Raw genomic sequence first — 14,977 nt, 5'->3', positions numbered from 1 at the left:
CCGTCCGGCCGCCGGCTCGCCCGGCGGCCGGACGCCTCCCTTCTGAACCGATCCGACGTGCGGGAAAGTTTCTTCGCGGGGACCGGTGTGCGGCGGCGGCCGACCTCGTACGATGCGGTCGGGACCACCCTGTGCCAAGGAGGAGTAACGATGCCCATCGCCACCCCCGAGGTCTACGCGGAGATGCTCGACCGGGCCAAGGCGAACGAGTTCGCCTACCCGGCCATCAACGTGACCTCGTCCGAGACCGTGAACGCCGCCATCCGCGGCTTCGCCGAGGCGGAGAGCGACGGCATCATCCAGTTCTCCACCGGCGGTGCGGAGTTCGCGTCCGGCCAGAAGGTCAAGGACATGGTCACCGGCGCGACCGCGCTGGCCGAGTTCGCCCAGGTCGTGGCGGCTCGCTACGACGTGAACGTCGCGCTCCACACCGACCACTGCCCGAAGGACAAGCTGGACGGCTTCGTCCGCCCGCTGATCGAGATCTCGGCCGAGCGCGTCAAGAACGGCCAGAACCCGCTGTTCCAGTCCCACATGTGGGACGGCTCGGCGATCGACCTCGACGAGAACCTGGAGATCGCCCAGGAGCTGCTGGCCAAGACGGCGGCGGCGAAGATCATCCTCGAGGTCGAGATCGGCGTCGTCGGCGGCGAGGAAGACGGCGTCGAGGCGGAGATCAACGAGAAGCTGTACACCGCCGAAGGCGACTTCCTGAAGACGATCGACGCCCTCGGCGCGGGCGAACGCGGCCGTTACCTGCTGGCGGCGACGTTCGGCAACGTCCACGGCGTGTACAAGCCGGGCAACGTGAAGCTGCGCCCGGACGTGCTGAAGGGCGGCCAGGAAGCGGCGGCGAAGAAGCTCGGCCTGGACGCGGGCTCGAAGCCGTTCGAGCTGGTCTTCCACGGCGGCTCGGGCTCGCTCCCGGAGGAGATCCGCGAGGCGGTGTCGTACGGCGTGGTGAAGATGAACGTGGACACGGACACGCAGTACGCGTTCACCCGCCCGATCGTGGACCACTTCTTCAAGAACTACGACGGAGTCCTGAAGATCGACGGCGAGGTCGGCAACAAGAAGGTGTACGACCCGCGTTCGTACCTGAAGGCCGCGGAGGCCGGCATGGCGGCTCGGGTTGTCGAGGCCTGCCAGGCGTTGGGCTCGGCCGGCACGAAGCTCAAGTAGTCACCCGCGAAGGGGCGGCACTTTCCCGGGAAAGTGCCGCCCCTTCGTCGTGTTCAGACCGATTCGGCGACCGAGCGCCGCGCTGCCCACTTCCGGGTCAGGGGTTCCGCGCCGGCCCACAAGGCGAACAGCCCGCCCAGCACCACCAAAGCCGTCCAGTACGCCGCCGGGGGTGCCGACTCCGTGTGTGCCTCACCGAGCACCCACGGCCGGAACTGCGACTGCAGCCAGAACGCCCCGTACCCGAACGCAGTCACCAGCAAGGCCCCCGCGGCCGCACGCACCACGCCGCTGCTCATCGCGAACGCCAGGTCGACCGCCAACCCCACGAACACCAGGTAGAACGGCACCGTCGACACCGGAAAGCCCATCCCGAGCAGCAGCGGCCACATCACCGACCGATAAGCCACGTACGCGAGCGCCACCGAAGTCGCCGCCCAGCGGAAGCCCAGTGTGTGCCGGGCCAGGACCAGGATCAGCGCCATCACGCCGATGCCCCACAGCGGGTACACCCACTCCGGGATCGGCATCGTGAAGTGCAGCACCGCCGTCCGGTCGACCGGGTGGCCGATCTGGTTGGCCGCGAAGTCCAGCAGCGACTGCTCCGCCTCCGGCTCGCCGCGCTCCCACGCGCGCAGGCCGAGGATGCCGTACTCCTGCTGGCCGTTCGGGAAGAACGTGTTCTCCAGGAAGAACGCCCACAGCCCGAGCAGCACGCCCGTGCGGAAGCGGCCCGGGGGCGAAAACCGCAGCCAGCCCAGCAGCACGCCCGCCTGCATGATGCCCGTGCCCAGGTACAGCATCATGTGGGACGGGCTCCACGCCGTCAGGTCGAGGCCGTTGACGCGGTGGTTGATGACGTCCAGCGGCGCCGCGATCAGGAACGTCAGCAGGCCGATCTGCATCAGGCGCAGCGACCGCTTGTCACACCCCAGGCCCGTGTAGCTGTGGATCGCCACCAGCACCACGATGATCACCGTGCCGACGGTGTTGATCAGGTGCGGCGGGGCCAGGTCGTCGCGCAGCCACATGAAGTGCCACGACATGTCCCACGACGAGCCGACCAGCTTGAACGCGAACGCCGCCAGCCACATCCCGTAGCAGAACCGGAGCACCCAGTCCGGGGTCGGCTGCCCGGGGGCGCCGCGGTGCCAGTGCCGCGTGAAGAACAGCCGTGTCTTGGCGACGGGGCTGCGCGGGATCACGTCCACCGGGACGTCGACTGCCTTGGCCATGCCGGACATCATGGCCGGTCATGGTCACGAGTGGGCCAAGACCGTGGCAAACGACGCGAAAATCCGGATTCACCCTTAGGGGTGGACGACTTGCTTTCGGCGGCTCCGGCTTGGCAGGGTGTCGCGCCATGATGCCGAAACGAGTCGTCGCGGGCGTGCTGGTCGCCGCCCTGGTGCTGGCCGGAGCCGGGGTGCTCGGAACCCTCTTCCTCTGAGGGCACAATGGGCGGCATGACGCACAACCTGCTCGGCCCCGAGCCGACGCTGCTGCCCGAGCACACCGCCGCCCAGGCCGCGCTCGACGCCGGGACCGACCCGGCCACCGTCGCCGCCGAACACCCCGACTACAGCGAGGCGTGGGCTTCGCTGGCCGAGAAGGCCCTGGACGCGGGCGAGACCGTCGCCGCGTACGCGTACGCCCGCACCGGCTACCACCGCGGGCTCGACCAGCTGCGCCGCGCGGGCTGGAAGGGCTTCGGCCCGGTGCCGTGGTCGCACCGCCCCAACCAGGGGTTCCTCCGCGCCCTCGCCGTCCTGGGCAAGGCCGCCGGGAAGATCGGCGAGACCGAGGAACACGAGCGCTGCCGGACCTTCCTCGCCGACTCCGACCCCGCCGCCGCGGAAGCCACCGGCCTGAAGTGACCCGCCCGGTCGTGAGTGAGAAACAGTGTTCTAACGCTGTTTCCCACTCACGACCTGCTGCGGGAGACCTCAGAACCAGCCGCAGTTGACCGGTGCCGGCAGCCCGGCGAAACGGCCCTCCAGCCAGGCGAACGCCTCCGGGTACGCCCGCACCGCGCCGAGCACGTGCGTCGGCACCAGCGACGTGCTGAACTGCACCTGCACACCCTTGCGGCACCACGTCCGGCCCAGGTCGCGGTCCTGCGCGTAGGGCACGATGTCGTCGAGGGCGCTGTGGACGATCAGCACCGGGGCCGTCGGCTTCAGCGAGCCGATCTTCTGCTCGGCCACGCGCGACCGGTACGGCTCCTCGTCGAGGTACGCGACGAGCGAGCGGCCGTCGTTGGTCAGCGTCGACGACCGCGTGAACGCGTGCGCGGCGATCGCCTCCACCGTGCACTCGGTCCGGACCTGCTCGAACAGCTGCTTCCCGCGCGCGTTGAGCAGCGCCGGGATGTTCAGCTCCGGGTACGCGTAGTTCATGCTCACCAGCGCGAACCCGAGGAAGCCGACCGCGTAGTGGCCGTCGAGGTTCTTCGCGACCTCGGCGAGGTCCGCCGGCACCGCGCCCGCGTACGCGCCCTTCAGCTTCAGCTCCGGCGCGTAGCTCGGCTGCAGCTCCGCCGCCGCGGCCGACGCGCCGCCGCCCTGGGAGTAGCCCGCGATCGCCACCGGGCCGTCGTCCGGCAGGCCCGCCTCCGGCAGCCGCTGCGCCGCGCGGATCGCGTCGAGCACCGCGTGGGCCTCCGCCTCGCGGTTGACGTACGTGTGGTCGCCCGGCGTGCCGAGCCCTTCGTAGTCGGTGACGACGACGCCGTAGCCCCGCGCCAGCAGCCCGGCGATGAACGGGCCTTCGTACTCGAAGCCCGCGGCAAGCGCTTTCGACGGCGCGCAGTCGTCGCCCTCGCCCTGGGTGCCGACGGCGTAGGAGACGATCGGGCGCACCCCGCTGCCGTGCCACGCCGACCGCGGCGTCAGCACCGTGCCGGTGACGGCGATCGGCGAGCCGTGCGTGTCGGTGCTGCGGTACATGATCCGCTGCACGCTCGCGTCGGCCTTGATCAGCTGGATCGGGTCGATGTAGAACGTCGACGTCTCGTGCCGGATGACGTCGCCGTTGCTGCCCGCCGGCAGGGGTGACGGCGGGTCGTAGAACGACGTGGCGGACGCGGCAGGCGGGCTGAGCGCGGCCAAGGCCAGAATGGAAACTCCTGCGACGGCCGCGGACAGGGCGCGGCGGGGGAAGATACGCATGCGTGCTCCTCGTTGAGCAGGGCGGGTGCGCGGGGGTAACACCTTTTTTGACAGAGGTGTCGGAAAAAGAATCACGTGAGGTGGACCACCATGTCAAGCCCGGCCCCACGCGGGCGGCCGCGCAAGCTCCCGGTTTCCGAGCAGCGCGCCCGTGTGCTGCAGGCGACCGCGCGGGTCGTCGCGCAGCACGGGATGCAGGGCGCGACGATCGAGCAGATCGCCCGCGAAGCCGGCGTCTCGCGCCAAGCCGTCTACGAGCAGTTCGGCGACCGGGCGACGCTGTTCGCCGAGGTCGTGGCCGAAACCGAGGAGCGCGCGTTCACCGCCATCGCGGGCCCGTCGGTAGCCGACGAGCAGCCAGGCCTGCGGGCCTGGGCGAGGGCCAACTACGCCAACATGGTCACCTTCGTCGCCGACCACCCCGAGGGCTACGGCGTGCTCCGCGCGGCCGAGCGGGCGGGCGACCCCGCTCTCACCCGGTTGAGGGAGAGACTGGCCGTCGTCTACGCCGAAGCCAGCCGCAAGCGGTGGGCCGCGCACGGCATCGACTCCGGCCGTGCGGACCGCGCGCTCGTGACGCTCTTCTTCGCGATGACCGAGTCGCTGGTCCAGGCCACCTGGGACGGCGAGCCGCCGGACCAGGACGCGCTGATCGACCTGCTCACCGAATTCACCGTGGGCGGCGTCGCCCGCCTGCAGACCAAGGCGAGCGACGTCATCGACCGGTTGCGGTAGGGCGCTAAGCCGCGGCCAAGGCCGCCGCGGCCGACCCCACCACCCGATTTCGCCCGCCGTGTTTGGCCGCGTACACGGCCGCGTCGGCGGACGCCATCACCTCCTCGATGGACGAACCGTCCAGCGGGTAGGCGGCGACGCCGATGGACGCCGTCTGCCGTTCGATGTCGACGGCGGCGCCCTCGTTGGTCGTGGTGCTGATGACCAGCTCGCTGACCCGTTGCCGGATCCGTTCCGCCGTGACGATCGCGTCCTCCTTGGACGTCGACGGCAGCAGCGCGACGAACTCCTCGCCGCCGAACCGGCCGACCAGGTCGTGCGCCCTGGTCTCCTGCTTGACGACGGCGGCGACCGCCTTGAGCACGTCGTCGCCCGCGAGGTGCCCGTAGGTGTCGTTGATCCGCTTGAAGTGGTCGAGGTCGATCATCATGGCGCCGAAGCTGCCGTTCTCCCGCTCCGCGCGCGAGATCTCGCGCTGCGCGCCGTCCTGCCAGGTCGTGGCGTTGAGCAGCTGCGTCTTCTGGTCCGTCGTGGCCAGCTCTTCCAGCCGCTTGATCAGCACGGACCGCTGCAGCACGTACAGCGGCAAGATGACGAGGACCGACAGCAGCGGCTCTTCGTTGAGCACCATCACCAGCAGCGCACCGACGCACAAAGTGGACAGTTCGAGCAGGTTGTCGTCCATGTTGCCCAAGCAGGACACCGGGGTCGCGTTCTTCGGGTCGGCCAGGTAGAGGCCGAGGCCGGTCAGTGCGGTGTTGACCGTGAAGAAGGCCAGCGCGGCCAGCGTCACCGTCGCCACGCCGCTGCCGATCGTCATGTGACCGACGACACCCGCGGAGAAGGCCGAGAGGATCATCGTGGTCGCGTTCGCGGCCACGCGGTGAAATTCACCCGGACGGGTGCCGGACCAGCTGCGGAACGCCAGGTAGACGTACAGCACGACACCGAGCGCGGCGATCAGCTGGGCCGGCAGCAGCAGGCCGGCGGGCAGCAGCCACACCGAAGTCATCGAGATGTAGGGCCCGTTGCTGAGGATGCGGCGCTGCCGCTCCAGTCGCCTGCTGACCTCCGTCTGCGCCACGGCCAGGGCTGTGAGCAGCGCAAACGTGCCCAGCTGGGCGACGGTGACCGGCACGGTCAGCAGCGAAACGGCCGTCCAGCTCAGCATGACCGTGATGGCGGTCAGCGTCGCGATGATCCAGTCGCGGGGGCGGGTCCACAGTGCCCAGCCCCGCGCCCAAGAAATCAAGTCTTGGCCGCGCTGTTCCCCCGATGTGACCATTTTTCCCCCAGACCCTTGCGTGGTTGTACGGTGACAAAGTACTCACGGACAGTTTCAGACCGTTCGCCCGCTGTCCACAAGGGCTTTCGGTGTGTACTTTTTCTTTGACACCGGAACGAGAGGTGGCCAGCGATGCGCGGCAAAGAACAGTGACCGCACAGCGCACCGCAAGGTCGCGCAGGTCGAGCCCACGCGCGGGGCATGTCATGCATGTTCGGCGCGTGCGGCTTCTTTGTCGATCCATCGGTCCGGCTCGCCCGACAGCGCCCGGGCCCACAGCACCGCCAGCGGCAGCGTGAGCACGATCCCCACGATGCCGAAGATGCCGACCGTCGCGTGCGGCGTCAGCTGATCCGCGAGCACGCCGCCGATCAGCGGGCTGATGCCCATCATCGTGGTCAGCCCCGTGTTGGACAGGCCCATCACCTGCGCGCGCTGCTCGTCGGGCACGGCCAGGGTCAGTGACGCGGTCGCCTGCAGGAGGCAGACGGTGCCCAGGCCGCCGGAGATGATGAACAGGACGATCGACGAGACCGGTCCGGGGTTCAGGAAGCAGAGCACCAGCGGCACGGCGCACAGCGCCGACAGCGGGCCGATCAGCTTCGGCCGCAGCCGCGCGGGCACCCAGCGCGTGTAGACGAAGGTCGCGATCACGCTGCCGATCGGGTCGGCCGCGAGCAGCAGGCCGATCGCTTCGGGGCCACCGCCCGCCGCCGAGACGTACGGCGCCGCGATGCCCTCGTAGACCGGCAGGAGTCCCATCAGCCAGGTGAACAGCACCAGTGTCCGCAGCGGCGAGCTCGCGAACGCCGTCCGGCCACCGCCGCCGAGCGTCGCGAAGAAGGACTTCCGCCGCTCGCCGGTCGCCGCGGCCGGCCGGGCCCGGAGGCCGAAGCGGATGAACAGCGCGGACAGCACGAACGTGGCGGCGTCGATGATCAGCGCCACGTGCGGGTCGAGGGCGATCAGCAGCGCGCCGCCGCCGGCGAAGCCGAGCAGCTGGGCGCTCTGCACGGTCATGCTCCGGATGCCCATCCCGACCACGAACCGGTCGCCTTCGAGCACCTGTGGCAGCAGCGCCAGCTGGGACGCCTTGAACGGCGGGTTGACCAGGGAGACGCCGCCGACCAGCACGCACATCAGCCAGAACGGCATCCCGGGCACGGCGACCAGCAGGATCAGGCCGGCCCGCAGCAGGTCGACGAGCACCATCACGCTGCGGCGCGGGAAGCGGTCGGCGAAGCCGGTCAGGAAGATGCCGCCCAGCAGCGACGGCGCGTAGGTCAGCGCGTAGGTCAGGCCGGTGAGCGTCGCGGAGTTCGTCCCGGTGAACACGAGGATCGACAGCGCGACCCTGGCCAGCTGGTCACCGGCGATCGAGAGCAGCTCGCCGAACCACAGTGCCCGGAACTCGGCGACCCCGAACACCTCGCGGAACGTGACGCGATCCGGCGGTGCTGCCATGCGTTTTCTCCCGACCTCTTGTGCAGACCGCGTCCGTCGCATGACCAATGGTGACGAGACGGACCAGTCGGTCATGAGGCAGTCACGGTACGTGAGTTACCCCAGCCAGTGTCCCGTGACTGTTGGTAAATCTCTAGGTTCTTTCGCCGGTATCCAAGGTGTCACGGAGCTTTCCCGAACGGGTCAGACGATAGCCCGCAGTGTCTGACCGGTGGCTCAGGAGTCACCAATGGATCATTCCGTACCGGCTGGTCGGTCGCCAGAGGCAAAAGTAGCCACCTCACGTTCGCGAGGTGGCTACCGGGGCAGGGCGGCTCAACTGCGGCCGCGCGACCGCTCGATGACCTCGATCGACGCGCGGACCTGCTCGAAGGTGGGCGGGACCGCCCGGTTGAACACGACGGTCAAGGACCGGCGCGGGATGACCACGAACTCGACGTCGACCCCGGCCGCCTCCGCGGCGGCCTCGACGACGTCCCGCCAGTGCTCGGGGTCGATCCCGTCCGGATCGGCCCATTCGTGGGCGAAGATCGCCCAGTTCCCCCGGAGGAGGGTGCCGACCACGTCCTGCGCGGTGTGGACGCGGTGCGGCGAACCGATCTCATCGGCCAAGTATTCGCTGGTGGCGGTATGCGGCAGAGGCCCGGGCGCCTCGGTGGACGAAGGTCAACATCGCTCCTTTCGCCGGTGTACCCCAGGACTTCGGAGCCGACGGCGTCGTGGATGGGTTCCGCTCCGTGAGAAGGCGTTCCGGCACCGGAAGTCCGGCGTAGCTTCGGGGTCGTGGCCGATCTCGCGCCGTTCACCCTGGCTGTCGTGGGCGCCGGACCTCGCGGGGTCGGCGTCCTCGAACGGCTCGGCGCGAACGCCGCGGAACTCCTCGGCGGACGGCGGCTCGAGGTGCACCTGATCGACCCGTTCCCGCCGGGGCCCGGCCGCGTGTGGCGCTACGACCAGTCACCGCTGCTGCGGATGAACTCCATGCCCGAGGACGTCACGATGTTCACCGACGAGTCGGTGCGGATGGCCGGTCCGGTCCGGCGGGGGCCGTCGCTGCTGGAGTGGGCGCGGCAGGTGCGCGCCGGCGGGCTCGAGGCCGACGTGCCACCCGACGTCGTCGCCGAGCTGACCGCGCTCGACCCCTTCGACTTCCCCACCCGGCGCCTGCAGAGCGCCTATCTGAGCTGGGTGTACCGGAAGGTCGTCGACGACCTGCCCGGCGGCGTCGACGTCGTCGAGCACGCGGCCCGCGCGACCGGCGTCGACGGGGACACCGTCCGGCTGTCCGACGGAACGGCGATCGCGGCGGACGCCGTCGTCTTCACCGTCGGGCACCTCGACGCGGAACCCGACGATCGGGAGCGCGAGCTGGTGGCGTTCGCCGCGCGGCACGGGCTGGCCTACTACCCGGCCGGCTACACCGCCGACGTCGACTACGCGGGTGTCGAACCGGGCGAAACCGTGCTGGTGCGCGGGTTCGGGCTGGCGTTCGTCGACCTGATGCTGCTGCTGACCGAGGGCCGCGGCGGCCGGTTCGAGGACCTCCCGTGCGGCGGCCTCCGCTACCACCCGAGCGGCGCCGAGCCGGTGCTGCACGTCGGCTCGCGGCGCGGGGTGCCGTACCACGCGAAGATCGGCTACCGGCTGCGTGGGAAACCTTTGCGGCTGCCCAGGTTCTTCGACGCCTACGCCATCGACGCGCTGGCCGGCGACGTGCTCGACTTCCGCCGGGACGTCTGGCCGCTGGTCGCGAAGGAGCTGGCCTGGGGTTACTACAGCGAGCTGTTCACCGGGCACCCGGACCGCGTGCGCATGGACTTCGCCGTGTTCGCCGACGCCTTCGCCGACCTGGACTGGGCTTCCCCCGCCATGCGCGACCTCGTGGCGCGCGCGGTGCCCGCCGAGGCCGACCGGCTCGACCTCGACCGCCTGGACCGCCCGATGGCGGGTCGCGCCTTCGGTACGGCGGAGGAGTTCGGCAAGGAACTGCGCAAGTACGTCGAGGCCGACCTGGCGCGCCGGGCGGACCAGGAGTTCAGTGCGGACCTGGGTGCCTTCACGGCGCTGCTGTCGGTGTACGGCCAGGTGCCCACTCTGGTCCAAAAAGGACGGCTGAGTGCCGGATCGCAAGTGTCCGATGTGGACGGCTGGTTCCACGGCTTCTTCTCCTACTACGCCAGCGGTCCGCCGCCGCGCCGCCTGGAGGAGCTGCTCGCCCTCCAGGAAGCCGGGCTCGTTTCCTTCGCGGGCGCGGAAATGCGGGTGACGGCGGAGCGCGGCGTCTTCGTGGCGTCGTCGACGAGCCACCCGGAGACGGTCGAGGCACGCACGCTGATCGAGGCCCGGCTGCCGGGCCCGAGCGTGACCCGCGCGGCCGACGGCCTGCTCCGGCAGCTGCGCGACGCGGGCGAGCTGGCCGAGGAGACGGTGGCGGACCCGGGGACGGGTGTCGCGCTGCCGTCGGGCCGCATCCACACGCGGGTCGCGGACTCCCGGCTGCTCGACGGAACGGGACGTCCCCACCTGAACCGGTTCGCGGTCGGACCGCACACGAGCGCCCGCTCGGCGGCGGCCTTCACCCGGCCGCGGACGAACGCGCTGTCGTTCCGCCAGAACGACGCTGTGGCACGGGAGATCCTGGAGCTGGTCAGCCAGCCCAGCTGACCAGCTCGCCCAGTACTTCCTCCGGCGCGGGCATCCCGGCGATCTCGGCCGCGATGCCCCGAGCGACCTCCCGCGCCACCGAGCCGTCCAGCAGCTCCCGGGCCGCCGCCTCGATCGCGTCGATCCGCACGGCGTCCCCCACCAGCGCCTTCGCCGCGCCGAGCGCCGACAGCGTCTCCGCGTTGGCGAACTGGTCGGCGCCCTGCGGCAGGACCAGCTGTGGCAGACCCGCGGCGAGCGAGCCGAGCACCGTCCCCGTGCCGCCGTGGTGCACCACCAGGCCCGCGTGCTCCAGCACCTCGGCCTGCGGCACGAACCCGGCGACCCGCACGTTCCCCGGCACCGGGCCCAGCGCCGCGGGGTCGCCGGGGCCGGTCGCCACCAGCACGTCCACCGGCAGCCGCGACAACGCCGCGATCGCCCCGCGCAGCACCTGCGTCGCGCCGAAGACCACCGTGCCCAGCGTCAGGTACACGAAGCCGTCCGCCGGGAGCGGTGGCAGCGGAACGTCCGCGTCGTACGGCGTCGGCCGCATCCGGAACACCTTCGGCACCGCCGCCGGGCCCGGGTCGCGGACGCTGTCGGGCCAGATGTCGACGCAGGCGTCGCCGAACATGGCGTCCGCCGGCGACGTGCCCCAGAGCGGCGCCAGCCGTTCGGCCGCGACCGCGCGCACCTCCGGCGGCATCGACCGGCCGATCACGTGCGAGACAGCCGGGATGCCCGCCTGCCGCGCCACGGCGCCGGCCCCGACGTCGCTCTGCTCGTAGACCACCAGATCCGGCCGCAGCCCGGGCAGCAGCGGCCGCAGGTCGGCCATCGTGGCCCGCGGCAGCAGCTCGGCGAACATCGTGATGCCGAGTTCGCGGAAGCCGGCGTCCGCCCCGTGCCGTCGCTTGGCCTCGGCCTCCGCGTCACCGATGGCGATGCCCACGCGGTGGGTCTCGAAGCCGAGCTCACGCACCTTCGGCACGAACGCCTCGCCGGTGCCGAAGACGACCTCGTGCCCGGCCGCGCGCGCCGCGTCCGCCAGCGGGAGCAGGGGAAAGAGGTGGCCGTACGCCGGGCGGCACGAGAAGAAGATCCGCACCGCCCGAGCGTACCGGCGTCAGCAGCGGTTGAGCATGTCCGTCAGGGCGGTCTTCTCGGCGGAGTTGATGGTCAGCTTGAACTTGTACTTCACCGCGACCCACATCTTCGCGTAGGTGCACCAGTAGCCGACCAGCGGCGGCTTCCACTGGTCGGGCGATTTGTCGCCCTTCTCCTGGTTGACGTTGTCCGTCACGGCGATCAGCTGCGGGTCGGTGAGGTCGTTGGCGAACGCCTGGCGCTGCGCGGTCGTCCACGAGGACGCGCCGGTGCGCCACGCGTCGGCCAGCGGCACGACGTGGTCGATGTCCACATCGGACGCCTGAGTCCAGGTCGCGCCGTCGTAGGGGCTGACCCACTTGCCGGAGGTCGCGGCGCAGCTGGAGTCGGTCACCACGTTCGTGCCGTCGCGCTTGAGCACCACTTCGCGGGTGTTGCAGCTGCTGCCCTGGTCGATCCAGTGCGGGAACTTGTCCCGGCTGTAGCCGGTCTGCGAGCCGTCGGCCTTGACGGTGAGCGCGGCGAGGTTGGACTTCGCCGTGGTGGCCGAGGGGATGCCCGGCGGGGTCGCGTTGGCGACGCCGGCCAGGGTGCTGGAGAGGACCGCGGTGACGGCCAGCACAGTGAACGAATGACGAACAGCACGCCTGGTTGGCATCTTGCTGCCTCCGTGTCAGAAGTGGGGACAGCTAACCCTGAAGCACGGGAGTGGCGTGTACAACACGTATAGGTGACATGTTGCTGTCCGTCAAACGGCGCCCCGGACCAGCCGCAGGTCCTCGGTGTGCCGGTACCAGGTCCACTTGTTCACCGCGCGCTCGAAGACGACGTCGTCGCGCACCGGCCGGGTCGGGATGCAGCCGATCTGGAACGCCCGCGAGTACAGCGTGGACGGCCGCTTGAAGATCGTGCCCTTCACGACGCGGACGGCCAGGCCGGGGCCGCCCGGGTCCGGCAGCACCTCGATCGACGCGGCCGGCCCGCGCAGCGCCACCTGCTCGTCGGCGTAGGCCACCCCGCGGACCAGCCGCAGCTGCCCGCGCCCGACGAGCACGCCGCCGACGTCGTCGCGGATCAGCGGCACCGGGTCGACCTCGCCGCGCAACGCCAGCGCGAGCGCCCGCAGCGGCGTCTTCGGCAGGTCCCAGAGCGCGCCGACGACCGAGTCCGGCGACGACGGGACGAACCCGACCGACACGCCGGAGAGCGCGTCCTTCCGGAGCAGGCGCAGCACGACCGCGGCGAGGTCGGCGTCCGTGCCCGAGACGACCAGATGATCGTGTTCGCCCAGCAAGGGGTCGATTTCCGCCTTGCCGGGACGGCTCGGCACCCGGACCGACTCGACGTCGTCGACGTCCTCGAAGCCGGCCGCGTCGTCGCCACAGGCCACCACGATTCCGCGCACCCGCAGGTCCTCCGTTACAGTCATGCACCGGCATTTAGCAGCGCCACCGGTGTCCGTCCGGGACACTAAACCTCAGTCGTCGAACACCTGGAGTGTCACATGCCGGCCATCGTGCTCATCGGTGCCCAATGGGGAGACGAAGGCAAGGGCAAGGCCACCGACCTGATGGGTGACCGCGTCCAGTGGGTCGTCCGGTACCAGGGTGGCAACAACGCCGGTCACACGGTCGTCCTGCCGAACGGCGAGAACTTCGCCCTGCACCTCATCCCGTCCGGCATCCTGACCCCGGGTGTGACGAACGTCATCGGCAACGGCGTGGTGGTCGACCCCGGCGTGCTGCTCGACGAGCTTTCCGGCCTCGAAGCGCGGGACGTGGACACGTCCAAGCTGCTGATTTCGGCCGACGCGCACCTGATCATGCCGTACCACGTGGCCATCGACAAAGTCACCGAGCGGTACCTCGGCAGCCGCAAGATCGGCACCACCGGCCGCGGCATCGGGCCGTGCTACCAGGACAAGATCGCCCGCGTCGGCGTCCGCGTGCAGGACCTGCTCGACGAGAAGATCTTCCGCCAGAAGGTCGAAGCCGCGCTGGAGTTCAAGAACCAGGTGCTGGTGAAGGTCTACAACCGCAAGGCGCTCGACGCCGACCAGGTCGCCGACGAGGTGCTGGCGGCGGGCGAGAAGTTCGCGCACCGCATCGCCGACACGCGCCTGCAGCTCAACCAGGCCCTGGAGCGCGGCGAAACCGTGCTGCTGGAGGGGTCCCAGGGCACGCTGCTCGACGTCGACCACGGCACCTACCCGTTCGTGACGTCGTCGAACCCGACGTCCGGCGGCGCGAGCGCGGGCTCGGGCATCGGCCCGGGCCGCATCACGACGGTGCTCGGCATCCTCAAGGCCTACACCACCCGCGTCGGCTCCGGCCCGTTCCCGACCGAGCTGCACGACGAGTCCGGCGAGTACCTGCGCAAGCAGGGCGGCGAGTTCGGCGTGACGACGGGCCGCTCGCGGCGCACCGGCTGGTTCGACGCGGTGATCGCCCGGTACGCGGTGCGCGTCAACGGCATCACCGACTACTTCCTCACGAAGCTGGACGTGTTGTCCGGCCTGGAGAAGGTTCCGGTGTGCGTCGGCTACGAAGTCGACGGATTCCGCACCCAGGACATGCCGATGACGCAGACCGACGTGCACCACGCGATCCCGATCTACGAAGAGCACCCGGGCTGGTTCGAGGACATCTCCGCGTGCCGCACGTTCGAGGAGCTCCCGGCGAACGCTCGCGCGTACGTCGAGCGCCTGGAAGAGCTGTCGGGCGCCCGGATTTCCGCGATCGGCGTCGGCCCGGGCCGCGAGCAGACGATCGTCCGGCACCAGTTCGTTTAAGTCAGCTTCGTGCTGACGGGCGTTTCGTTCCGGAACAGGTCGAGCACCGGGCAGTGCTCGTCGACCTCGCGCTTGAGGTCTTCGTAGCGCTCCCGGCTCGCCGGGCCTTCGAGCTCGACGGACACGCGGACGTCCCCGAAGCCGGGCCGCGTGTTGAAGGAGAAGCCGAAGAAGCCGTGCAGGTCGAGGTCCCCGTCCACGGTGACCTTGACGGAGTCGAGCGGAATCCCGCGCTTCGCCGCCCAGAACTGGTAGGTGATCACCTGGCAGGAGCCGAGGGCGGCGAGCGCGTACTCGACGGGGTTGGCGGCCTGGTCGGTGCCGCCGAGCGCGGCCGGCTCGTCGACGGTGAAGCTGTGGTCCCGCACCTTGACCTCGACTTCGGTCCGGGTCCCGGGCTTGAGGGCGTTGCCGACGCTGAAGGAGACGGCGGCGTTGTGCGGATCGGCGTCGACGGCCCTGCGGGTGCCTTCGATGACTTCGGTCAGCGACATGGGCTCTCCTGAAGATCGTGATTTCGCTTCAGGGTGGGGGATTTCACTCCCGGGCGCTCGGGTTCTCATGCGTTGGGAGCCGGGGTGTCCGGCATGCGGAAGC

14 protein-coding genes are annotated in these 14,977 nt (G+C 70.3%); 5 read left to right on the top strand and 9 right to left on the bottom strand.

Annotated features, from left to right (window positions below; all coding sequences use genetic code 11):
* Positions 1-150 precede the first annotated feature (150 nt).
* The gene (fbaA, locus tag I4Q55_RS46220; protein ID WP_206784454.1) at positions 151-1,182 is read left to right on the top strand and encodes a class II fructose-bisphosphate aldolase; all 1,032 of its coding nucleotides are present in this window, start codon (positions 151-153) and stop codon (positions 1,180-1,182) included.
* A gap of 53 nt (positions 1,183-1,235) precedes the next feature.
* Here the strand turns inward: fbaA and I4Q55_RS46215 are convergent, their stop codons facing one another.
* The gene (locus I4Q55_RS46215) at positions 1,236-2,417 is read right to left on the bottom strand and encodes a hypothetical protein (RefSeq protein WP_206784455.1); all 1,182 of its coding nucleotides are present in this window, start codon (positions 2,415-2,417) and stop codon (positions 1,236-1,238) included.
* A gap of 231 nt (positions 2,418-2,648) precedes the next feature.
* On the opposite strand from I4Q55_RS46215, the gene I4Q55_RS46210 reads away from it, so the two are divergent.
* Complete coding sequence (locus I4Q55_RS46210; RefSeq protein ID WP_091304838.1) at positions 2,649-3,059, top strand: DUF3151 domain-containing protein; 411 nt, start codon at positions 2,649-2,651, stop codon at positions 3,057-3,059.
* A 69-nt stretch (positions 3,060-3,128) separates the two neighbouring features.
* Here the strand turns inward: I4Q55_RS46210 and I4Q55_RS46205 are convergent, their stop codons facing one another.
* On the bottom strand, positions 3,129-4,352 hold the full coding sequence (locus I4Q55_RS46205) for an alpha/beta fold hydrolase (RefSeq protein ID WP_206784456.1): 1,224 nt from the start codon (positions 4,350-4,352) through the stop codon (positions 3,129-3,131).
* Positions 4,353-4,442: 90 nt separating this feature from the next.
* Between I4Q55_RS46205 and I4Q55_RS46200 the strand changes: the two genes are divergently transcribed.
* Positions 4,443-5,087 (top strand): TetR/AcrR family transcriptional regulator, encoded by a 645-nt coding sequence (locus I4Q55_RS46200; protein WP_191315828.1) that lies wholly within the window; start codon positions 4,443-4,445, stop codon positions 5,085-5,087.
* A 4-nt stretch (positions 5,088-5,091) separates the two neighbouring features.
* Here the strand turns inward: I4Q55_RS46200 and I4Q55_RS46195 are convergent, their stop codons facing one another.
* The 3 genes from I4Q55_RS46195 to I4Q55_RS46185 all read right to left on the bottom strand — a co-directional run bounded on the left by I4Q55_RS46195 (position 5,092) and on the right by I4Q55_RS46185 (position 8,448).
* Complete coding sequence (locus I4Q55_RS46195) at positions 5,092-6,255, bottom strand: GGDEF domain-containing protein (RefSeq protein ID WP_206784559.1); 1,164 nt, start codon at positions 6,253-6,255, stop codon at positions 5,092-5,094.
* A 321-nt stretch (positions 6,256-6,576) separates the two neighbouring features.
* A complete protein-coding gene (locus I4Q55_RS46190) occupies positions 6,577-7,836 on the bottom strand; it encodes an MFS transporter (protein ID WP_206784457.1) in 1,260 nt (419 codons plus the stop codon).
* A 315-nt stretch (positions 7,837-8,151) separates the two neighbouring features.
* Complete coding sequence (locus I4Q55_RS46185; RefSeq protein ID WP_206784458.1) at positions 8,152-8,448, bottom strand: hypothetical protein; 297 nt, start codon at positions 8,446-8,448, stop codon at positions 8,152-8,154.
* Between the two features lie 171 nt (positions 8,449-8,619).
* Between I4Q55_RS46185 and I4Q55_RS46180 the strand changes: the two genes are divergently transcribed.
* A complete protein-coding gene (locus I4Q55_RS46180) occupies positions 8,620-10,500 on the top strand; it encodes an FAD/NAD(P)-binding domain-containing protein (protein WP_206784459.1) in 1,881 nt (626 codons plus the stop codon).
* Here the strand turns inward: I4Q55_RS46180 and I4Q55_RS46175 are convergent.
* The 3 genes from I4Q55_RS46175 to I4Q55_RS46165 form a co-directional block, all read right to left on the bottom strand.
* A complete protein-coding gene (locus I4Q55_RS46175; protein WP_206784460.1) occupies positions 10,484-11,590 on the bottom strand; it encodes a glycosyltransferase in 1,107 nt (368 codons plus the stop codon). The two genes, I4Q55_RS46180 and I4Q55_RS46175, sit on opposite strands and share 17 nt — an antisense overlap.
* Positions 11,591-11,608: 18 nt before the next feature.
* Positions 11,609-12,247: an HNH endonuclease family protein gene (locus I4Q55_RS46170; RefSeq protein WP_206784461.1), complete on the bottom strand. Its 639-nt coding sequence runs from the start codon at positions 12,245-12,247 to the stop codon at positions 11,609-11,611.
* 90 nt (positions 12,248-12,337) lie between these two features.
* Positions 12,338-13,018 carry a hypothetical protein gene (locus I4Q55_RS46165; RefSeq protein ID WP_242545130.1) on the bottom strand — a complete coding sequence of 227 codons (681 nt, stop codon included), beginning with the start codon at positions 13,016-13,018 and terminating at the stop codon, positions 12,338-12,340.
* 75 nt (positions 13,019-13,093) lie between these two features.
* On the opposite strand from I4Q55_RS46165, the gene I4Q55_RS46160 reads away from it, so the two are divergent.
* A complete protein-coding gene (locus tag I4Q55_RS46160; RefSeq protein WP_091304830.1) occupies positions 13,094-14,380 on the top strand; it encodes an adenylosuccinate synthase in 1,287 nt (428 codons plus the stop codon).
* Here I4Q55_RS46160 and I4Q55_RS46155 read toward each other — a convergent pair.
* Positions 14,377-14,874, bottom strand: a complete 498-nt coding sequence (locus I4Q55_RS46155) for an OsmC family protein (protein WP_206784462.1) — start codon at positions 14,872-14,874, stop codon at positions 14,377-14,379. The two genes, I4Q55_RS46160 and I4Q55_RS46155, sit on opposite strands and share 4 nt — an antisense overlap.
* Positions 14,875-14,977 lie beyond the last annotated feature (103 nt).

The organism is Amycolatopsis sp. MtRt-6 (assembly GCF_017308975.1).
Classification (GTDB): domain Bacteria; phylum Actinomycetota; class Actinomycetes; order Mycobacteriales; family Pseudonocardiaceae; genus Amycolatopsis.
This window is presented reverse-complemented; position numbering and strand designations above follow the sequence as displayed.